General features: G+C 59.5%; 18 protein-coding genes and 1 pseudogene. 5 read left to right on the forward strand and 14 right to left on the reverse strand.

What is annotated here, in order from left to right:
• Positions 1-378 (forward strand): cytochrome c1 (locus tag AC1DPR_RS27860; protein ID WP_477817632.1); only part of this gene is annotated, 378 nt, incomplete at its 5' end.
• A gap of 138 nt (positions 379-516) precedes the next feature.
• Positions 517-666: a twin-arginine translocase TatA/TatE family subunit gene (locus tag AC1DPR_RS27865; protein ID WP_477817633.1), complete on the forward strand. Its 150-nt coding sequence runs from the start codon at positions 517-519 to the stop codon at positions 664-666.
• Positions 667-743: 77 nt separating this feature from the next.
• On the opposite strand, the gene AC1DPR_RS27870 is transcribed toward AC1DPR_RS27865, so the two are convergent.
• The 14 genes and pseudogenes from AC1DPR_RS27870 to AC1DPR_RS27935 all read right to left on the reverse strand — a co-directional run bounded on the left by AC1DPR_RS27870 (position 744) and on the right by AC1DPR_RS27935 (position 18,213).
• The gene (locus AC1DPR_RS27870) at positions 744-1,481 is read right to left on the reverse strand and encodes a DUF6065 family protein (protein ID WP_477817634.1); all 738 of its coding nucleotides are present in this window, start codon (positions 1,479-1,481) and stop codon (positions 744-746) included.
• 67 nt (positions 1,482-1,548) lie between these two features.
• Positions 1,549-4,158, reverse strand: a complete 2,610-nt coding sequence (locus tag AC1DPR_RS27875) for an autotransporter family protein (protein ID WP_477817635.1) — start codon at positions 4,156-4,158, stop codon at positions 1,549-1,551.
• A 294-nt stretch (positions 4,159-4,452) separates the two neighbouring features.
• Positions 4,453-5,670: a hypothetical protein gene (locus tag AC1DPR_RS27880; protein WP_477817636.1), complete on the reverse strand. Its 1,218-nt coding sequence runs from the start codon at positions 5,668-5,670 to the stop codon at positions 4,453-4,455.
• A gap of 3 nt (positions 5,671-5,673) precedes the next feature.
• Entirely contained in the window at positions 5,674-5,826 is a 153-nt protein-coding gene (locus AC1DPR_RS27885) for a DUF2950 family protein (protein ID WP_477817637.1), read from the reverse strand.
• A 201-nt stretch (positions 5,827-6,027) separates the two neighbouring features.
• Positions 6,028-6,213: pseudogene (locus AC1DPR_RS27890) on the reverse strand (transporter); the annotation flags it as partial.
• 164 nt (positions 6,214-6,377) lie between these two features.
• The gene (locus AC1DPR_RS27895; protein WP_477817638.1) at positions 6,378-7,904 is read right to left on the reverse strand and encodes a DUF1254 domain-containing protein; all 1,527 of its coding nucleotides are present in this window, start codon (positions 7,902-7,904) and stop codon (positions 6,378-6,380) included.
• Positions 7,905-7,917: 13 nt separating this feature from the next.
• Positions 7,918-9,354: a DUF1254 domain-containing protein gene (locus AC1DPR_RS27900; RefSeq protein ID WP_477817639.1), complete on the reverse strand. Its 1,437-nt coding sequence runs from the start codon at positions 9,352-9,354 to the stop codon at positions 7,918-7,920.
• A gap of 206 nt (positions 9,355-9,560) precedes the next feature.
• On the reverse strand, positions 9,561-10,106 hold the full coding sequence (locus AC1DPR_RS27905; RefSeq protein ID WP_477817640.1) for a hypothetical protein: 546 nt from the start codon (positions 10,104-10,106) through the stop codon (positions 9,561-9,563).
• Positions 10,107-10,127: 21 nt separating this feature from the next.
• On the reverse strand, positions 10,128-12,176 hold the full coding sequence (locus AC1DPR_RS27910; protein ID WP_477817641.1) for an alkyl/aryl-sulfatase: 2,049 nt from the start codon (positions 12,174-12,176) through the stop codon (positions 10,128-10,130).
• A gap of 339 nt (positions 12,177-12,515) precedes the next feature.
• Positions 12,516-14,117 carry a copper resistance CopC/CopD family protein gene (locus tag AC1DPR_RS27915; protein ID WP_477817642.1) on the reverse strand — a complete coding sequence of 534 codons (1,602 nt, stop codon included), beginning with the start codon at positions 14,115-14,117 and terminating at the stop codon, positions 12,516-12,518.
• 16 nt (positions 14,118-14,133) lie between these two features.
• Positions 14,134-14,661 carry a YcnI family copper-binding membrane protein gene (locus AC1DPR_RS27920; RefSeq protein WP_018860182.1) on the reverse strand — a complete coding sequence of 176 codons (528 nt, stop codon included), beginning with the start codon at positions 14,659-14,661 and terminating at the stop codon, positions 14,134-14,136.
• A 56-nt stretch (positions 14,662-14,717) separates the two neighbouring features.
• A complete protein-coding gene (locus AC1DPR_RS27925) occupies positions 14,718-15,161 on the reverse strand; it encodes a pseudoazurin (RefSeq protein ID WP_477817643.1) in 444 nt (147 codons plus the stop codon).
• Positions 15,162-15,522: 361 nt separating this feature from the next.
• Complete coding sequence (locus AC1DPR_RS27930; protein WP_477817644.1) at positions 15,523-17,466, reverse strand: PAS domain S-box protein; 1,944 nt, start codon at positions 17,464-17,466, stop codon at positions 15,523-15,525.
• An 18-nt stretch (positions 17,467-17,484) separates the two neighbouring features.
• Positions 17,485-18,213 carry a Crp/Fnr family transcriptional regulator gene (locus tag AC1DPR_RS27935; protein ID WP_018860178.1) on the reverse strand — a complete coding sequence of 243 codons (729 nt, stop codon included), beginning with the start codon at positions 18,211-18,213 and terminating at the stop codon, positions 17,485-17,487.
• A 235-nt stretch (positions 18,214-18,448) separates the two neighbouring features.
• Between AC1DPR_RS27935 and ccoN the strand changes: the two genes are divergently transcribed.
• The 3 genes from ccoN to AC1DPR_RS27950 are packed head-to-tail and all read left to right on the forward strand — an operon-like array spanning position 18,449 to position 20,976.
• Entirely contained in the window at positions 18,449-20,071 is a 1,623-nt protein-coding gene (gene ccoN / locus AC1DPR_RS27940; RefSeq protein WP_113470467.1) for a cytochrome-c oxidase, cbb3-type subunit I, read from the forward strand.
• 8 nt (positions 20,072-20,079) lie between these two features.
• On the forward strand, positions 20,080-20,814 hold the full coding sequence (gene ccoO / locus AC1DPR_RS27945; RefSeq protein WP_018860176.1) for a cytochrome-c oxidase, cbb3-type subunit II: 735 nt from the start codon (positions 20,080-20,082) through the stop codon (positions 20,812-20,814).
• A 9-nt stretch (positions 20,815-20,823) separates the two neighbouring features.
• Positions 20,824-20,976, forward strand: coding sequence for a cbb3-type cytochrome c oxidase subunit 3 (locus AC1DPR_RS27950; protein ID WP_018860175.1), 153 nt, complete (start codon positions 20,824-20,826; stop codon positions 20,974-20,976).
• Position 20,977: the final 1 nt, after the last annotated feature.

The following is a 20,977-nucleotide window of genomic DNA, read 5'->3' on the forward strand; positions in this document are numbered from 1 at the left end:
ATCGACATGATCCCGTTCGTCGGCGGCTATCAGGAAGGCGGTCCGGACTACATCTACTCGCTGCTGACCGGCTACGACCAGCAGCCGCCGGCCGGCGTCCAGGTGGCCGAGGGCACGCACTACAACCCGTACTTCGCCGGTGCTGCTGCGCTCGCCATGCCAAAGCCGCTCTCCGACGGCCAGGTCACCTATGACGACGGATCGCCGGCGACCGTCGACCAGTACGCCAAGGACGTCGCTTCCTTCCTGATGTGGGCCGCCGAGCCGCATCTCGAGGAGCGCAAGCGCACCGGCTTCATGGTCATGGTCTTCCTGGTCATCTTCTCCGGACTGATCTACCTGACCAAGCGCTCCGTCTACGCAAACAAGGAACACTGAGCGCGTGGCAGGATCGCTCCAAAGCGCCTCTCTTTGCTCAAGGCCAATGATGCGCTGCGGAGGGGTCGATAGAGTAATTCAGCTTTCGAAGCCGCACGGAAGCCTCGAGAACAAGAATGCGGCGGCAGGAGTTCAATAATGGGTTCATTCAGCGCGTGGCACTGGCTCATAGTGCTTGCAATAGTGCTGCTTCTATTTGGCCGTGGAAAGATCCCGGAACTGATGGGAGATGTGGCGCAGGGCATTCGGGCCTTCAAGAAAGGCATCGAGGATGAGAAGGACGACTAGGCCCATGATGACGTTGGTTCTATCATCAGGGGCTCGCGATAGCGTCTTTCGAAATCACGCCAACTTCGATTCCAACATCAGCGGGTTTTCGAGAAAGCCTTCAACCTTAGCCTGCTCTTGTGATCGCTCGGCCCCGGTGCGCCACTAGGAGTCGATCCCCGGAAGTAAGTCTTTTGCCATTTGTCCTGAGACGCCTTCGAATCGGGTTCGGTTAAGGCTGTATTGAAGGTGTTGCGGCTTTTCGTCCACTGGTCATATTCCCTCGCCAGATCCGGGTTTTCCGACAGATTGCGGATGTCCGGGGCAATCTCCTCGAGACTTCCTCGCGCGAGTGGAAACAGGTGGCAGTAGGGCTCGTCCGCTTCGAAATACACCTTCTGGAACGGCCGGGTGAACTTCCAGTTCATCGTGAAGGTATAGGGAGACCAGTCTGTCTCGATGACGCCTGACAGCGGCGCGATTGCATCCTTGGGCCGGTTGATTGGGCCAGTGACGAAAAGGTCGACTCCAGGGTCTGTCCGAAAGAGGCAAGGCACGTGGAACGTCAGGACGCCATCACCGAAATGGCTGACGGCGGGCGCAGTTGTCCCGGAGCGGGATTTGATGCGAATGGCATCCTTTCCCTTGCGTCCGTCCCAAACGGCCGAAAACGGCGTGGTGCAAAGTACTTCCCAGCCATGCGCGTTAGCGATGTTGAGGGGCAGGCACCGATAGGCAAAACGCTCGTCGGTGCTGTCCATCCAGTCGCGTTCGACAGGTGCGGGGCGAATGCGGACATCGTGGCCGTCGATGACGTAGGCGGTCAGTGATTTCATTGGATGACGTCGCCGCTTGAGTGTACACGGCGATCTTTGTCACGATGTCTACCGTCCGGCAACTCTCCTACCACTTGAACCTCAATCCGACTTGCCCGCCGAACATGTTGTTCTTCGCACCGTCGACATCGAAGGAGTAACTGAGGTCGCCGAAGGCCGACACGTTCTCGCTGATCTCATATGCACCACCAAGATTGACCTCCAGCCATGTTCCTTCCGTCTGGGTGACCAATGGAAACGTATTGAACGTCACGGTCTGGTCGGCTGAGAAGCCGTGCCAGAGGTTCAGACCGAAATGGCCATAGGCCGGCCCCGAACTGTACTGCACGCGAGCACCGATGCGTCCCGTGAAGGAATCGAAAGCCTCGTTGGTTATCTTCGAGAACCGGTCACTGGTATCGTCGAAGTCGATGCGTTGCCAGATGATCTGTGCCTGCGGTTCGATCGTCCAACCCTCGGCGATCACGAAGGGAAGACCCGTTTCCGCAGACATCGCGAAACTGGTCCCGTCGACGTCGGATGCGATGCCGCGGTTCGACCGGCTCGTTCCGTTGAGCCAGCCGTACTTGGCGATGACGTCGATATACCAGCCTTCTGGCGAAAGGTGCGTCCAATAGGCGGCCACGCTGTCTTCGGAGAGGTCCAACGTGCCGGCCGACAGATTGACCTGACCGAAGATGTTGCCGCTAATGTCTCCGTCGGTGTTGGCATGCGTATAGAACAGCCCGAAGCGTTCCGTGTGGCCATTGTCGTGCTCGATCTCGTAGAGATCGCTCCCGACCTGAATGCCCCAATAGTTCCCGTCGAACTGCGGCCCGACGTCATAACCCGCAATGCTGAGTGTCGCGTTGGTGCCAAGATCGCTGTTGGCGCCGAAGATACGGCCCCAGACGCCAGGCGGTGGCCCGTCGCCGTCGCCCTCCGACGCATCTCCCTGTGCACCTGGCCCAGAATAGACCAGGGCACCGACGCCTGTCAGGAATGACTGGTCGCCGCGTCGCTGATGGAAGGTCCCCATCGTCATGAGGCCCATGCGCTGTGCGACCAGCGGTGCGATCACCTGCCCCGGTACCTCCGGCCGAATGTTTGGAATCGGCGGTGGAGGCGGCGAAGGTGGTGGCGGCGGCAGCGGTGGAGGCGGCGGCGGCAAAGGTGGCGGCGGCGGCGGTGGCGGCGGTGGCGGAGGAGGAGGGGGAGGAGGTGGTGGTGGTGGAGGTGGTGGCGGCGGAGAGATCGTGTTGCGCAGGAACCAGTCGTTGTCGGTGTCAACAGCCTGCGAGACGCCGCCGCGATAGAGGAAGTACTCGAACGGGCCGGCGGCGACCGGGCCTCCGAGTGTAAAGGCACTCGTCGTCGTCGTGCCTCCATTGATGGCGTCGACGACCTGGATACCGTTGCCGTTCGTCAGCGCGCCCTGGCCGTCGACATTGGTAACGAGGATACTCGTCGAGCCGCTTGCCTGCCCGGTATCGATGACCAGCTTGTCCGACGGTGAGTTGTCCGTGTCGAGATAGGTGTGAAGGAAGAGCTGTCCGCTCTGGCCGACGTAGTTGCCAAGGATTCTGAAAGTGTCATGCAACGAGGTGCCTGCACCTGGCACGTCGTTCGTCATGTCGATGATGCCCGCATTGTTGACTGTCACGAGCAGCGATGAGTCGGACGGCACGATCGCGTAGCCATACGAGTTTCCGGCCTCGATGCGGCTGGTGGCATCGACCGAGATCGTGCCGGTTCCCGTCACCGAATCGCCAAGTGTCAGCACGCTTGTCGTATAGATGAACGTCAGCTTGGACTGGTTGATGATGTTGATGGCTTCCCAGTTGATGAGGCTGGACGGCGCGTCGCCACTCTGGTTGCCGTCGTCGTTGGTCGTGCGCTCCCAATTCAGCGTGTCGTTGCCGAGCCCACCGTCGATGATTTTGCCCGCGGTCAGATTCGCCTGTGAGAGGAAGCCGAAATTCGCGACATCGTCGCCATTGCCCATTTGCACCGTGGCTGCGACGTTGCCAATCAACCAGGTGAAGGTGTCGTTGCCATCGCCCATGTCGACCGTCGTCTGGACGGTCCCGGCAACGAGGGCGAGGATGTCGTTGCCCGCCCCAAGGCTGATCGATCCCGCAAAATAGCCGTTGTTGATGACCGTGTCGTTCGAGGTGCCGGTGCTCGTCACACCGTTCTGAACCGTGCCTGCACCAAGGTTGAGAATGATATTCGTGCCGGTGCCCTGCAGAAGGATGTTGCCGTCTATCAGGCCCTGGTTGTTGAGTGTGAAGCGGTCGTTGTCCGTAGCGACCAGCCCGTTGGTCAGCGTTCCGTTGTTGTTGAGCGTGCTTGTGCCCGGGCCTGTTATTTCAATGTTGTCGGTGAAGCTTGCCGTGGCGTCGGCATTAATTGTCACCGATTGCCCGGTGTAGTCGGGTCCAGGTCCCGTTCCGGAGCAGTCGAAGACGCCCGATCCCGGCGCTGTTTCGACACAGGCCGCTTCCACGCGCGTCCCGCCGATCGCCAGGAGGGCAATCGACGCCACCGAGGATTGGAGCAGAAGATATCGCAGTGACTTCGAAGTCGCTCTGGGGAAATTCGGTGCTTTGACCGGTGCTGTTTGGCAGTCGTCGTTCGTCAGGCACTCGCTCCGAACTGGAGCGCGAACCTTGTGTGTGTACCCCGGATAGATCATCGATTACCCCCAGTAGTCAGCCCAGAGGCAAGTGTCGGTTGAGTTTTTTAAGCTGTCAATTGATTAGGGACGACTGACGCATGGAAATTGGGAGCCTATGTGGTTCTGAGGCAACAGTGGGATTATGTTGAAAAATATGATAATTTCACACGCAGGCAAGCCGCAACCGAAGGATTCGGCGGTTGATGCGCTCGCGTGGCCTTCTGTGAGTAGCACTACCTATGGGAGATTTTATTTAGAGACCTGCGGGAAGCCAGCCCAGCTTCCCGCACCCTTGGGAGGGACCTGTGACGCTCAGATGAGCAGAAGCTTCTTGAGTACCGAGAAGACCTCCTTGTAGGGCAGCTTGGTCGCGCCGGCGATTGCGAACGGCAGGAGTGCTGCAGCGGCGACCGGCAGCAATGTGTTGCGGTTGACGAGCATCGAGGACAGCTTGCGCGTCTGCTCGTATTGCTTCGTAAGATCGACAGGCTCGATTGCCTGTTCCGCTTCGTCGGCATCTGGTGCAACGACGTTTGCTCCGATCGACTTGCGCTCTGCAGCCCGCTGCTGGGTCGTCGCTCGCGCCGATAGTGTCAAAAGCGTCTTGTCCTTCAACTGTGTGAGCGGTTTCGAGAAGGCGGAGAGCGGATAGGCGAAGAAGGCGAGGACGACAAAAAGCCAGGCGGCCATGATGGTCGTGAGTGTCGTGGCTGACAGATCGGCCTGCATCTGGTGTTTGGCGACCGCAGCCGCCATGCCGCAGCTGATACCGAAGACAAAGAGAACGTATGCGTTCGGATATTCCCCAAGAAAGGCAAGTCCGCCTTTGCCGTCCGGATGGGTCGACACCAGCCTCAAGTCGAGGCGCGCGATGCTACGCAACATTTTAGCCCAGACCAGGTGTCGCCAGATGCCGCGGGCCAGGAGGAAGATGAAGAGCGGTATGCTGATGAACACGCACCACCAGCCCGCCATTGTCAGGCGATGAGCATCACCCGTCACCATCGCCGCCCAACCTGTCGACGGGAGCTGCTTGAAGGTGGCAAAGGCAAGAACTGCGGAGACGACTGCGAGCGCCAGGCACACTAGCTCCGCAAGCACTGAATTGCGTCGACCGAGCGCCGTGTTCAATGCAACCAGTGCAGCGCCCTGGGAGGCAGGTGTGATCAAGGGTGCGCGGAGAAATTGTCCAAGCTTGCGCCGCAATCCTGCTTCGACCGCCTGCTCGGCGGCCAAGAACGCGGCAATGCCAACGAAGAAACGCGCCCAGGGACCGGGGTCGGCAAGATAGGCCTTCAGCGTCGGCGTCTCCGAAGCCAGTGTGGGGAGGGTCAGAAGGAGCGGAACGGCCCAGGCGATGGTGACGAACAGAAGGATTCGACGACCGGTATGAAGGTTTTTCTCGTGAACGAGATTGAGCCGCCGCTGTAGCTCGAAGAATGGTCCGCCGTGCGACGCAAGGAATTCCAACCGATCCGGTGGTTGATCGAATTTGCCGACAGTTGGCGGTGCAGGCTTCGTTTTCGCCATACTTCAGTCCTCGGTGACCGACCAGCGGTCGCCAGGATTGAACTGCTTCATGGCGCACGCGATCTTGTCTCTGCCAGCTCCCAGATCGGCCTGATAGACGATGTCGTTGCGGTTGACGACGAAGGTATTGACCCCCGTCGCGCCATGCACTGCCATCGATAAGTCTCCTTCAAGGATGAGCCGCAACCGACACGCGATCGGCTAGGCAACCCGATCGAGGAGACAAGCCAACAGAAAAACCGTTGCGGCGTAAGTACGTTACCGTAAAAAGCAGCGTAACAAATTTGCGTTGGACCCCAACTGGAGGACGACGTGGACAGCAATCTGCAGCGCCGCACGCTGCAGAGCGTTGAGGGGTCACTTGGGAAAGTGGAATGTAATTGCGGCGCGAACGCCCCATCCCTGTGGACCGTCTTCAGGCGATTCTGCCCAGTAACGCGCGCCGAGCTGAAAGCTGACGGGCTGTTTGTCGAATGTGACGAGCTTCGATACCGAGACGTTGATCGGAACGCTCCACTGGTTGCTTTCCCAATCGTAGGTGCTAATCCCTGCTTTTCGAATTTCGAGCGTGCCATTGTCTGCCTCACACTTTGAATAACGTGCTCGGGCGGCCAGTCCTGCTTGCGCCGTCCTGAACCTCGACATGGTATGGATGGAACGAGCGGCATTCCTGTAAAAGCCGTCTCGTTCCCTTCGGCTGATATGGATCAGGGTACGAGCTCGAAATCCGCAAGCTTGAACGTCTTGTTGTTGAAGGCGTCCGTCGGGCCGTAGAAGCGCACTGCCGGCAGCGGTCGCTTCCCTGATGTGGGTATCCAGTTGGCTTCCAAACCGTCCGGCGCCTTGGGGCCGACATAGATACTGACGCCGCCGTCAGCGTTCTTCTTCATCTTGTCGAGCTCATATGACGACAGGGTCGTGCGATCGAGATCACTGTAGATGAAGGACATGGTGGCACGGTCATAGACGGTGATTGCCCAGAATTGCTTCACAGGCATTTCGGCGGGAATGTCGAGTTTGTAGAGTTTCCCGGCCTCCAGGAGCCGACCGTCCTTGTCGGCCATGGCCATCATATACTGGGTGGCCGGCGCATCGCTCAAAACCTTTGGCATGTATGTGCACCAGAAGTATTCGGCGGCGCGTGGGATGAGATCAATGTAGTCATCGTAGATGAACGAGAACGTCTTGTTCTCATCGGCCTGCAGCAGCGAAACGTAGTGCCGATCTGGCCAGTAGCGCATGGTCTCCGGCGTATGGTCGAACCAATCCTGAAGGTAGAACCAGACGTCGATAGCGGCGTTGTGCATCGCGCGTTTGGCCGTTTCATCCGGGGCAAAGGGCTTGCCCTTCTCGATGCCGAGCGACTTCAGCATGCCCATCATCACCTTGTCATGCTCCCTGACAGGCTCGACGCTCATGATGGCATGCATGTCCTCGAAGTGTCGCTCATCGTAGAACGGCAAGGTCGGGTAACGCTGATTGATCGGATCAACAAACTTCTGCTCCGGCGGATTGTTCGCCTCGCTGAGATAGTACATCCGCAGTCGCTTGGCATAGGCATAGGCGTCGGTGGTCGACTTGCCCGCCGCAGGGACCGAGCGGAAGGCAAAGGCGATGCGGTAGTTCGGCGATGCCACCTGGATGTATCCCTCCGGTATGGCTTCAGCGTAACCGGGTGGCGTGAACAGCAGCTTTCCGCCCTTGCCTTGGTCGACCCCAGCCGGTCCGACATCTGCAATCGTAAACTGCCACGCGTCGACAACCTGACCGTAGAGGCTGCCGTCCGGCCCGGCGACAGGCACTTCCAGCACCACCGGTCCCTTTTGAAGGTCCGTGAACGCTGAAATGTAAGGTGTGGTGCTGTTCGCGGTGATCGCTTCAAGCTTTGGCGTTGCGACCGCCGAATATGCAATGATGTCATTGTCCTTCATGCCGAGATCAGTGAAGGCCGCGCGGCGGAACGAATAGATCGCAATCGCGGGCATGTTCCAGAGCACGGCCTCGAAGGCGCGCTGGTATTTGATCTGGTAGTCGAAGTCCTTGATCGATGGTGTCGCTCCCTTCGTGGGCTGCCCGCCGAGCGGATCCTGCCCATCCTGAGCCAAGGCGGCTGCCGGCAGCGTCAGGGCAGGCATCGCGGCGGCCAGTGTGGCGACCGAAACGCTTGCCACACCCTGTTTCAAAAGATCACGTCGGTTGAGGAACCATTGCACGCCAGGAATATCGCCTTGCATCGGACATCTCCGCTCACTGAACCGGGTCAACTTGCGGAAGGTCATACTTCCCAGAAAGCACTTCATCCTTGGGCTGGTAGAGACGAAGGATCATGTAGAAGGGACCCGATGGCGCCGGCAGCCAGTTGGCGGCGAACTCGCCATCGGGCTTCATCGACTGCAGCGGTACATCGAAACTGCCGTCGGCATTGACCTTCAGGCCCTTGGTATCGGTGCCGAGCTTGTAGCGCTGGATCGGATTATCGACGAGCATCTTGTCGGCGGCGTTGTAGACCGTGAGCGACCAGAAGGCGTTCACTGGCGGCGCCTTGTTGAAGTGAATGACGTATTTCTTGCTGCCTTCAAGCTGGTCGCCCTTGGAATCCGTTGAGCGCAGCGGATACATCGCTTCCTTTTCGCCCTGACCACCGAGGTAGGGGCCAGCCACCAGTGCGCGCAGCGGATACGTGTAACCGAAATCGTCGAGACCGCGCACCCAACTCCAGCCATTGCGTTCCGTGCCGGAACTCGACAGCGCCGAGACCGCAACCTTTGGTCCGTCCTTCAACGCGCGAACCAGAGCATCGCGTTGCGGCTGCGTCAGTTTTGAGTCATCAAAACCGTCCTTGGTCAGTCCGAAGCGGGCGAATTGCCCGAACAGCGCCTTGTCCTGCGGCGGCACTGCATTGGACTTCAGCGCGAAAGCCAGTTGCTTGTAGAAGCCCAGAGGATCGGAACCGGTGTCCGGCATGTCCGGAAGCTTGGCCGCGGCGGCGACGTATTTGGCGTTTTTCCATTCACTCAGCGGGCGCAGCGTAAACTGCTGCTGCAGCTTGACCAAAGGCTCCATGGCCTCACCCTGGTTCACGCGCAGGCGGCCCCAGAGCCAGACCTTGTCGGTGGTGACGTCCAGGCGCGTCACGCCCTTTGGCAGTTTGCCTTTCCATCCCGGCGGCACGATCGCATAGTCGCCAGCCTTCGTTCCGGTCGTCCGGCGACCAATATAGTGCGCGAGGTTCTGCCACATGTCGAAGACATCGACCACGTAGTAGCGGTCGTTGGTGTCGGGCACGTGCAGGATGAACGGCTCCTTGCCTAGATCGACAACCGCGCTCAGATAAAGCGTATCGTTGTTTGCGGTCGGCATGTCCTTCGCATCGGGTGTGGCAAGCAGCGTTGCCCATCCGATCTGATTGACGGGTGCCCGGTAGCTGGTCGCCGGCTTCGGGTCCGGCACGTCGCTGTATTGCCGGGCAACGCGCTCCATACGAACGAGAGGATAGCCCCAGATGTAGGCGGACAGTCCCGTCTGATAGGCATCGGCCTCGAGGCCGGCCTCTATGTTCTCCTTGCTTGTCGGAAGGGTAAGAAGCTCGTCGTTGTCGGAAGACTGGGCAATCGCATTCGTTGCGGCGGCGAGCATGGTTGCAGCCAGCAAGGACGAAAGAGCGAGTATACGCATGGCAGACATTGGAAACCTCTGCGGGTTGGTGATCCGGCGACCCGTAGAGAGGACACGCATTAGTCCGGAGGCGGAAGTACGTTACGGCAAAAGCAACGTTACATGGGACGCCGGAATGCGCGATGTGCTCCCACATTCCACCTGCCATCGGTGGTGCAATTTGGAGGCGGACTACGTGAAACTTCGGACTGTTGGATGGCCGCCACTTGATTGCTTCACGCGACTTCCGTGCAGACAAAATCGCTGAATTTGCTTAAAGGATAGGACGTTGTGAAGGCTGAACGAATGACGGACGCCGACGGACGCGGTGCGTCTATTATTGCAACTCCTTCGGTCATCGCGTTGTCGAACGGCAGGCGCCCGCTGCTGATCGCTGCGGCCGCCGCCTGTGACATGACGACGACGCAATCGCGGATGCCGTCTTCGTCCGGCTCGAGCCTTGGCGCGGAGGGGTTGGCCTTGACGTCGAAGCCGTCACGCGTCGGGCTGAAATAGCCCCATGTCCGGCTTTCAATCATCAGGACATAAAAGTTGGGCAGGGCCAGCAGCCGTGACGTCGACAGAACTTGCTCCAGACGCTGCTGCATGGTGGTGAGCTGCACGATCGCGTCGTGGCGCGATCGTGCCATGTCGATTTCTACTCCAGGATCACGTTCGGGCAGGAGGCCCGCATCGATCGCCTGCCGTGTTGCCACCGCAACCGCCAGTGACTGCGGATGCTCGACGGCAAACTCGATCGTCAATGAGCAAATAGTGCACATTGAACAGGGCCTCCTTCTGGCTCAGGCCGTGACGATGGGGAACCAGAACTCGAAGTTGTCGAGCAGGCCGACAAACTCCGAAAGCTTCTTCGGATCACCTGTAAGCTTCGCCTTGCCTTCGACCACCTGCTTCTCCATGGTCGATGTGCCGAGCATCACGTCGTTCAATGCCTCGCGGGTCGTCGTGATCGACACATCCGCGCTCGGCGCGCTCTTGTCCTTGGAGTAGTGGATCGCGGAGTTCTCGACGCCGACGACGTACTTTTCGTTCGTGTCGGTCAGCTCCATGTTGATCTCGATCGACTTGCCCGCCGCCCGATCACCGTTCAGCCTCACTCCGCGGAAGTCGAAGAACATGTCGATCGGCATCGCCTTGATGGTATCCGGGCTCGCCGTGTTCGGAACCGGCAGTTCGGTCACACCCTGGCGAAGCTCGCTTGCGCCCGTCAGGTAGAAGTTGCGCCATGGGCCGGATTCCGACTGATAGCCCAACTGCTCGTAGGTATCCGCCAGGAGCTGCTTGGCTGCAACGTTGTTGGCATCGGCAAAGACCACGTGGTTCACGACTTCGGCGACCCAGCGGTAATCGCCCTGCTCGAAGGACTCCTTTGCCTGTCGCAGCACGTTGTCGGCGCCGCCCATGAAGTCGACATAGCGCTTGCCGGCTTCGGTCGGCGGAAGCTGGTGAAGGGTTGCTGGAACGCCGTCGAAGAAGCCAAGCCGAAGGTTATATTGGGCAACCGCGTCGTGATAGACCGTGCCGTAATAGCTTCTGCAGGCCCATGTCGTCGCCAGTTCCTGAGGAAGGCGGATGACTTCGCCGATCTCCTTTGGCGTCATGCCGCTGTTGGCCATCCGCATGACCTGGTCATGGATGAACCGGAACATGTCGCGCTGGCTCTTCAGGTGGGCGATGACCGTGTCGTTGCCCCATGTCGGCCAGTGGTGGGAGGTGAAGAGGACCTCGGTCTCGTCGCCGAACATGTCGATCGACTGCTGCAGGTATTTCGACCACAACAGACCGTCGCGAAGTTTCGCGCCACGCAGCGTGTAGAGATTGTGCAGCGTGTGGCAGGCGTCTTCGGCAGCGCAGAAAGCCTTGTATTTCGGGATGTAGAACATGAACTCGGACGGCGCTTCGGATTCCGGTGCCATCAGCACCTGTAGCTCGACACCGTCGATGGTGATCTTCTGTCCCGTCTCGGTTGCCCAATCGGTCGGAAGAGCCAAGCCGATCTCGCCGGTCGACGTCGTCTTGCCAAGACCACCGTCGACTTGGCCTTGGGGGCCGCGCGGCAAAAGGTTGCCGTACATATAGCTGGCGCGGCGGCTCATGGCGTTACCGGCGATGATGTTCTCGCCGACCGCGGCCTTCGTGAAGTCCTCTGGTGCGACGATCTTGACCTTGCCCGCGTCAATGTCGGCCTGGTTTACGAGACCGCGCACACCACCGTAATGATCGACGTGACTGTGGGTGTAGCTCACCGCGACGATAGGCTTGTCACCAAGCTTGGGGATGACGAGTTCTTTCCATACTGCGCGGGCGGTTTCGGAGCTGACCAGCGGATCGATGACGATATAGCCTGTGTCGGTTCGGATGATGCTCATGACCGACAGGTCATAACCGCGGGCCTGATAGATGCCGTCGACCACCTCGAAGAGGCCATGGATCATGTTCAGCTTGGCCATGCGCCACAGGCTGGGATTGACGGTATCCGGAGCGTCGTCGGTTTCGGACGTGCCAAGGAAATCATAGACGCTGAGGTCCCAGACAGGCGTCCCCTCGGCGTTCTTGATAATGGCAGGGTCGGGCAAAGCCGCCAGCAGGCCGCGATGCGCGTCCTTGAAGTCCTGCACGTCGTCGAACGGAAGGCCGTTGCGATAGAGTGCGTTGTAGTCGAGGGTCGCCTTGGTTGCTGGCTTGGCGGCGCTTCCGCTTTTAGGGATGGGGGGTGCATCCTGCGCACTCGCCTGGGCGGATTTCCCGACCAGCGTGACGGCGAGGCCGGCAGACGCCATACCTCGAAGAAAATCCGCTCTGCTGATGCCGTTGCCGTCTGAGGAGGTCATTTCGTTCTCCGTGCGTTTTGCATGTCCCAACATTTCGCGGGTCAAAGGCGACGGCGGCGGACGAATACTGGAAGTACGTTACGGTAAAGGCTGACGTAACAACCGCGTAACACGGCGGCAGGATGTGACAAGCCACAGGATTGGGTCGTTGCGGGCCTTCTGGCTCCTGCAAAATTGGGATTCCTTGGATTTCAGCTCGGACACAAGTCAGGGCCGGAGACACTTACTTGCGAAAGAAACTGGTCCAACGTCGTCCGGGCATGTCGCCCGGGCATGTCGCATTGGGATGGACACCTTCCGGATGTTCTTTCATTTCGATCCGTTCACAGTGACGGGCTGTTACAGCTGCAGCTCGCCTTCGAGATGCGTCATGGTGAAGTCGTCGATCAGCACTTCGATGTCGACCTTCCAACCGGTAGGATCGAATGTTGGCAGGCCGCTTGCCTCCCATCCACCTTTGGACGATTTCCTGAGATCGTACTTGATCGGCTCCACCCCGGCGCCGGGATTCCACGCACGCAGCGTCGCCGCCTGCGGATCGATCGGATCGAAGTCCGGGGTCAGGAAGTCAACCTCCGCCTTTGCCGTGCCGGCGGCCAGGTCGGGCACAAGTTTCAGCTGAGCCATGACTTCACCGGAATGAAGATGAATGGAGAAAGCCTGCGGGCTTGCGGCATATTGCAGTTGATCCGGCCCGGCGAAGCGCCAGAGCGACGCCGTGGCTACGATTGCAACAGCAAGCGCAACTTCAGCGGCGATTGATCGGCGGAGCTTTCGTCGAGCCGTCCGGTCTCCTGCAGCAGCCGGCGTCGTCAGCCAGAATCGATTGTATATTGCGAGAGCGCAGAGAATTCCAACCAGGCCCACCTTCAACACGAGCAGCCGGCCGTAAAGCGACAGCGGAATGGTCTGGACACCAGGCAGCTCAAGCCAGGCGAGCGCCGCGCCTGCCATCAACAGCACGAAGAACGGCAGTGGAATGACACGCGAGAAACCCGCAAGCGGGTCCGTGGGCCGCCCCGTTCGACTTAACCGCCAAAGGGGAGGCAGGCTCCCGATCCAGAAGAGGAGCGTCGCGCCATGAAGAACAATGCATGCCCGGGCGAGCCAGGGTGTCGCTACGACGTTGCAGTGACCTGTGAAGGCGAAGGACGCTGAGGCCACAGACATCGCAAGAACCGCAAGCGGAAGGTAAGCGGGGCTGGCTCGATAGACGGGTATCGAAACAAGAAGAACCGCCACTAACGCCATGCTTGCTGCGATCGCAGCGCCGCTCCTGGAGGCGACAAGCAGCGGCTCCAGGCCGGCGAAGGCCAGGCCGAGGCCCATTTCGTCCAACCCCTGCAGATAGACACCCGCCGAGAATAAAAGGACGCCCAGAACGATGACAAGATCAGGTCGCCTCATGAGCGGCTTCGCCGGATAAAGCCACCGATTGAAGAGCGTTCCGCCGATCACGACTGCGAGGTATAGGATCGAGACGATGTGTATCGACCATATCGCACCCTGTATCAGCACGGAGGTGTCGGCAACAGCCGGTGCGGAAATGGCAGACGGTGCGCCGACGTGAAATACGATCGAGCCCCCGACAGGATGTCCATCCTCGGAAACCACGCGATAACTGACAATGGCGGTGCCGTTCGAGATCGACTGCGGGATCGCCAGGTCGACTTCGGAGCCTGATGTCGCGGGAAGGTCAATCGAGTTTCCTTCGCCGATCTTGATGCTTGCCCGGACAACGCTGACCGGTTCGCTGAACCGAAGCTGGACATTGGCTGGCGCTGCTTCCACGACAGCGTCATTGGCAGGTGAGGCGTTCAACAAGACGGCATGGGCATATGCGCCGGAAGGCGCAAGAAAGCCCATGCCTGCCACAAGCAGCGCGCAAGCCGCTTTTTGGAATGATAGAGGTGTCGCCCAGTTACGATTTCCAAGCCACATGGGCGATCACCTTGGATCAGGAGCGCGGCTGTTCCACAACGTCGAAATAGGGAGCCGGCTTCTCGTAGTCGTCGGACGACTTGCCCGCCGCGGGAATCTCGATCCAGCGTTCGGACGCTCCGTCGGTGCATTCCTGCACGATCGGGACGTAGACCCGCGTGCCGAGCGGCAGTTCCTTGGCCACCGTCCCGCGGAACACGAACTCGTCATATTCGTCGTCGGCGAGATTTCCACCGCTCCAGACGATTTCGGTGAGACCTTCCTTCACCGGCTTGCCGTACAGATCATAGCTCTTTTCGTAGCTTCCCTTTATCTTCTCGACGGTCCAGCCCGCCTTCGGCATCGGCTTGGCTGACAGCAACCCCTCGGGGATTTTTACGCGAACCTTGAGGGTGGGCTTTCCCTCGCAACCGTGGCCAATCCGGACCACCGCCTTGTAGGCTTTGCCAGAGATGCCTTGAGCCTGCTCAAGCGTTGCATGTGCGTGTGCAGCGCCCACTGCGAAGACGCTCAGTAGGAGGGTTGCTGCTACCTGTCTGATCATGAAAGTGGTCTCCCTGCGCGGACTGGCGCAGTGCGCCAGCCTCTGCAGATTCGAGGTTATTGGGTAACTTGCGCGAGGTCGGCATCGAGACGCTTGCGTACCATGTTCGGTACCTTCGCGGTCTTGATCGCATCCAGGTTTGCCGGCTTGTCGCCGACCTGGATCAGTGCCACCATGCCCATGCCGGCATGCGGCGTGCACTTGACAACGTAAGCGCCCGGAACGTCGAACTTGGTCTGAAACTGTTCGCTTGGCTTCGATTTGAACTCAGCCGCGCCATCAGGGATGAGACCCTTGAACGTCTCGACATTGTGGCTCTTGTCCGTGGGCACGAAAGTGACGGTGTCGCCGGGAGCGATCTTGATGAAGCCCGGTTCGAATACCATTGCGCCGTCGGTGCCCTTGTTGAGCATTTGTACCTGATGCTCTGCTGCCATGAGCGGTGCTGCCGAGGCGACAAGGGCTACCGTTGCCGCGATCAGGCCGAATTTCAAACGCATTGCATATCTCCTATTCTACGGGGCCGAAACGTTGGCCTCGAGAACGGTTCTAGGGCATGCGGTTGCTGTCTTCTTTGACGCTCGTCAAATTTGGGCAACATCGGTTGCATATATTCGCACCGATGGTGAACCGTTCAGTCGATCGGTGATAAGACGGAGCGACTGGAAGGGCGGGTCTCGTGCTCGACGACCGCCTTGGCCGCGTTCACTTCGTTCGGGATCACGATATCGGAGCAATTCATTGAGGCCACATCACTCGCCAGCCCGTCGGCCAACCCGCCGGCTTTGACGCCTGAGGAAGGCCAGTCTTCCAGCCCTCTCGAGGCAAGACGACAGATTCGGCTAGAAGTGCGAATACCTGTTACGATAGTCCCTGCTGCTGAGCCTTATCCAGCATGTCTCTAACCTTGAAGGCGAGATCGCGTGCCGTGTACGGTTTGCGCAGCCACTCGGCGCCGGCAATGACTTCGTTCGTCGCCAGTGCCGGCTCCGAGTAGCCGGATGTGAAAAGAATGGCGATGTCGGGCCTGAGGTCGCGAACCTCTCGGGCGAGCTCGTCTCCGGTCATCCCGCCTGGCATCACGATGTCCGTGAACAGCAGCGCGACGTCATCGTTCTCATAGAGCAGTTCAAGCGCGCGGCGTCCGTTCTCGGCTTCGAGCACCTGGTACCCCATGTCGGCAAGCCTCGCCAACGCCACCCGTCTCACCCGTGGATCGTCTTCGACGACCAGGATCCGCTCGGTTCCGCGGGGGAGGGCGCTTTCGACTTTGCCTCGATCCTGGCTTCCGGCGTCCGGCCTGGCGCCGCTTATTGCGGGCAGGTAGATCCGGATCGTGGTGCCGCGTCCGACCTCGCTGTAAATCTGAAGGTGCCCGCCGGACTGTTTGACGAAGCCGTAGACCATGCTCAGTCCAAGGCCTGTTCCCGAGCCCACCTCCTTGGTGGTGAAGAAGGGTTCGATGGCCCGTTTCTTCACGTCCTCCGTCATGCCGTCACCCGTGTCGGTCATGGCGATGAGCACGAAATTGCCGCTGCGCACCTCCGGATACATCTTCGCATAGTCGGCATCGAGGTGAGCGCGCGAGATTTCTGTTGTCAGGCTTCCGCCCTTGGGCATTGCGTCCCGCGCATTGAGGGCGATGTTGAGGATGGCGTTCTGAAGCTGGGAGCTGTCGACCAGCACATTGAAGTCGGACCCCGAGAGAACCGTGGACAGCTTGATGTTCTCGCCCAACGTTCTGCGAAGGAGATCAGAGAAGCCGGTGACGAGTTGGCCGAGGTCTGCCTGTTTGGGGCTGAGGGGCTGGCGTCTGCCAAACGCCAGCAACTGCCCGGTCAGCTTGGCGCCGTCGGCTGCCGCATCCTGCGCCTCGCGCAGGATGTCGCGCAGCCGCCCTGGCGGCAGCTTGTCCTCAATCATTTCCAGATTTCCACTGATGACAGTCAGAAGGTTGTTGAAGTCGTGTGCGAGACCTCCGGTCAACTGGCCAACGGCTTCCATCTTCTGCGCTTGGCGTAGATCTTCCTCGATCTTGAAGCGGCTGGTCAGATCGCGCACGAAACCCGTGAAGATGCGCTCGCCATCGGCGGTCGCTTCCCCGACATGAAGCTCCATGGGAAACTGCGAGCCGTCAGCGCGCCGGCCGGTGACGACCCGTCCGTAACCAATGATGCGCTTGTCGCCGGTGTGGAGATATCGGTCGATGTAGCCGTCATGTGCGTCACGGTAGGGGTTTGGCATGAGATTGCTGACATTGCGACCGCAGATATCCTCCGCGGCCATTCCGAACAACGTTTCAGCGGCCTTGCTGAATGAAAGAACGATACCCTTCTGGTCGATGACGATCATTGCATCGGGAACGGTATCCAGGATCGAAGTCAGGTGGGCCTCTCGCGATCGCACGACCTCTTCGGCCTTGCGCAGCGCGCTCACGTCGCTGTTGGCCTGGATGACCGCCGGCTCGCCGTCGGGAAGGTTGACCAGGACGCAGCGGGTCGCGACGTTGATGTAATAGCCGCTCTTGTGGCGGTGAACGACCTCGCCTTGCCAGAAGCCGCGCGACTTCAGATGCGTCCTTATATCTTCCACGGCTTCAGGGAACCGGGTGTCGAGCAGCTCGTCGACACTTTCTCCGACGGCTTCCTCCCGCGCCCATCCGTACATGCTTTCGCAACCGATCGACCAGTGGGTGATCGTACCTTCAAGGCGATGCACGATGATGTCGGCCCCGTCCAGCACGTGCACGAGCGCATCCAGCTCGTGGGGTGATGCGGTGCGTGGCGCTATCAATCGATGGGGCATGTCGGCTCTTTCAAGACATCAATGAACGCTACCCCTATGACAGGTCTTCTCCGAAAAATCATCAGAATTGCCGGACAGCTGGACGAGGCGGGATTGACTGACGATCCTGAGGTCATGCCTGCCTTCCGGGATGACGATATTCTTGGCGGCGAGCTTCGAGATGGTCCGCGAGACGGTTTCGATCGTGAGGCCGAGATAGTCGGCGATGTCCTGCCGGTTCATGGGGAGGCGCAGGAGACCCTTCTTGAGTTGCGAGTCGCTGCGTAACGCCAGCTTCAAGATGAAGCTGCAAAGGCGTTCCTCGGCGTTCTTCTTGGAGAGAAGCACCATCTGGTCGTGGGCAGCAGCCGTCTCCTTGCAGAGCAGGTTGATGTAGGCTGGTCTCAAGGCGTCCGAGCGCGAAACCTCATCGTGGAAGGTCTTGCGCGAAACCCGACGGATCTTGCAGTCTGTAACAGCCTCGGCGGTGAACAGGAGGTCGCCCTGCAGAAAAGCGCCGACCACGTCGCCAGCGAACTGGAATGCTGTAATGACCCGGCGGCCTTCACCAATAATGCGGTGGAGCCGGACCACGCCTTCCACAATCTGGAAGAGGTGCTTGGCGGCGTCTCCCTCCCAGCAGATCGCCTCGCCAGCCTCGACCGTCTCGGTGGCCGACATCTGAAATACCGATGCCAGCGGCTGGTCACAGCTCAACTTGCTTGTGGCCTCTACGTTTTCGAAAGCGGTGTTGCCCTGCATCAGCATGTTCGTGCCCCTCGTTGATGTGAGGGCATGAGACGTTGGTCCTGTCACACGGAAATGATCGGACTGTGAGAGTTGGTGCGACTTTGTAACAGTCTGTAACAGCACGCCTGGCCGGCAGCAAAGTCGCAAGTCGTTGACATAGATCAAGGAGCGTGGGTCCCCGCCATGACAGTCGTTCCCGAAAGTACGAGAAAGGCGGTCGCGGAGCGGTCGTCTGCGCACTGGGGACGACACCATGAACTACTCTACGGAAACGATGGCGGTCGCGGTTGCAGCATTTCTGGCACTGCTGGCCGCTGCATTCGCGCATGACCACCTTTTTGCTGTCCATATGAGCATCCTGTCCTTCTGCTTATTGGCGGGCACCGTGCTCCTGATCAGGAGGATCGACTTCTCTCCTGCGGCACGAATTGCCAAGCCGGACACCTCGGGCTATTTCGACGAGGTCATCCGGTATGGGCTGATCGCCACTGTCTTCTGGGGAGTGGTCGGTTTTCTCGTCGGCGTCGTTGTCGCCGCGCAATTAGCGTTCCCGGATCTGAACATCGCGCCGTATCTGAACTTCGGGCGGCTTCGTCCTGTACACACGTCGGCGGTCATTTTCGCGTTCGGCGGTAACGCCCTCATCATGACGTCGTTCTATGTTGTTCAACGCACCTGTCAGGCGCGGCTCTTCGGAGGAAGCCTGGCCTGGTTCGTCTTCTGGGGCTACCAGCTCTTCATCGTCATGGCTGCGACCGGATACGTCCTGGGCATCACCCAGGCACGCGAATACGCAGAACCGGAATGGTATGTGGACATCTGGCTGACGATCGTCTGGGTGGCGTATCTCGTGGTTTACCTGGGGACGATCCTGAGGCGCAAGGAACCACATATCTATGTGGCGAACTGGTTCTATCTCGGCTTTATTGTGACGATTGCGATGCTCCACGTGGTGAACAACCTCGCTGTTCCGGCGTCGTTCCTCGGCTCGAAGAGCTATTCCGCCTTCTCAGGCGTGCAGGACGCACTGACCCAGTGGTGGTACGGACACAACGCCGTGGGCTTCTTCCTTACCGCCGGCTTCCTCGGGATGATGTATTACTTTGTTCCAAAGCAGGCAAACCGTCCGATCTATTCTTATCGCTTGTCGATCATCCACTTCTGGGCCCTGATCTTCATGTACATCTGGGCTGGACCGCATCACCTGCACTACACGGCACTTCCCGACTGGGCACAGACCCTCGGCATGGTGTTTTCGGTCATGCTCTGGATGCCTTCTTGGGGCGGCATGATCAACGGACTCATGACCCTGTCGGGCGCTTGGGACAAGATCCGGACAGATCCGATCATCCGCATGATGATCGTTGCAATCGCCTTCTATGGCATGTCGACCTTCGAGGGGCCGATGATGTCGGTGAAGACAGTCAATTCGCTCAGCCACTACACGGAATGGACCATCGGTCACGTCCATTCGGGCGCGCTTGGATGGGTTGGGATGATCACGTTCGGCGCGGTCTACTATCTGACGCCAAAGCTCTGGGGCCGCGAGCGGCTTTACAGCCTGCGCATGGTCAACTGGCACTTCTGGCTCGCGACCCTTGGCATTGTCGTTTACGCGGCCGTCCTTTGGGTCGCCGGCATCCAGCAGGGTCTGATGTGGCGTGAGTACAATTCGCAGGGCTTCCTGGTGTATTCGTTCGCCGAAACCGTCGCTGCGATGTTCCCCTACTATGTCCTGCGTGTCGCAGGAGGTGCTCTCTATCTGGCCGGCGGTCTGGTGATGGCCTGGAATATCTACATGACCATCCGCGGCCACCTGCGAAACGAAGCAGCAATTCCCACCGCCTACGTGCCCCAGGCACAGCCTGCCGAGTGAGGTGAAACATGGCATCGATACTGGACAAACATCAGATCCTCGAGAAGAACGCGACGCTTCTTCTCGTCGGCTCGCTCCTCGTGGTCAGCATCGGCGGCATCGTCGAGATCGCGCCACTGTTTTACCTGCAGAACACAATCGAGAAGGTTGAAGGGATGCGCCCCTACACACCCCTCGAGCTTGCGGGTCGCAACATCTACATTCGCGAAGGCTGCTACCTTTGCCACAGCCAGATGATCCGGCCATTCCGCGACGAAGTCGAACGATATGGCCACTATTCGCTCGCTGCGGAATCCATGTACGACCACCCGTTCCAGTGGGGCTCGAAGCGCACCGGTCCGGACCTTGCCCGCGTTGGCGGCCGCTATTCGAACGAATGGCACGTCCAGCACCTCGCAAATCCGCGAGCGGTCGTGCCGGAATCGATCATGCCGAGCTACTCCTTCCTGAAGGAGCAGGAGGTCACGGTGAAGGACGTCGGCATGGACCTCAAGGCAAACGAGGATGTCGGCGTACCCTACACGCAGGACATGCTCGCCAACGCCGAAGCCGACATGAAAGTCCAGGCCGACCCGAACGGCGATACCACAGCACTCCTCGAAAGATATCCGAAGGCGAAGGTTGGCGACTTCGACGGCGATCCGTCGAAGCTGACCGAAATGGACGCCCTTGTGGCTTATCTGCAGATGCTTGGCACGCTCGTCGACTTCTCGACCTACGACGACGCCACTGGTTATCGATGAGGTGAAGTGATGGAAACCTATACCGCTATGCGGCACTTCGCCGACAGTTGGGGCCTCCTGGCGATGGCAGCGTTCTTCGTTGGGGCCGTGATCTTCACCCTTCGCCCTGGCAGCGGCCGGACTGCGAAGGATGCTGCCAGCATTCCCCTAAAGGACGATTGAG

Source organism: Rhizobium sp. 01T417, from assembly GCF_056398905.1.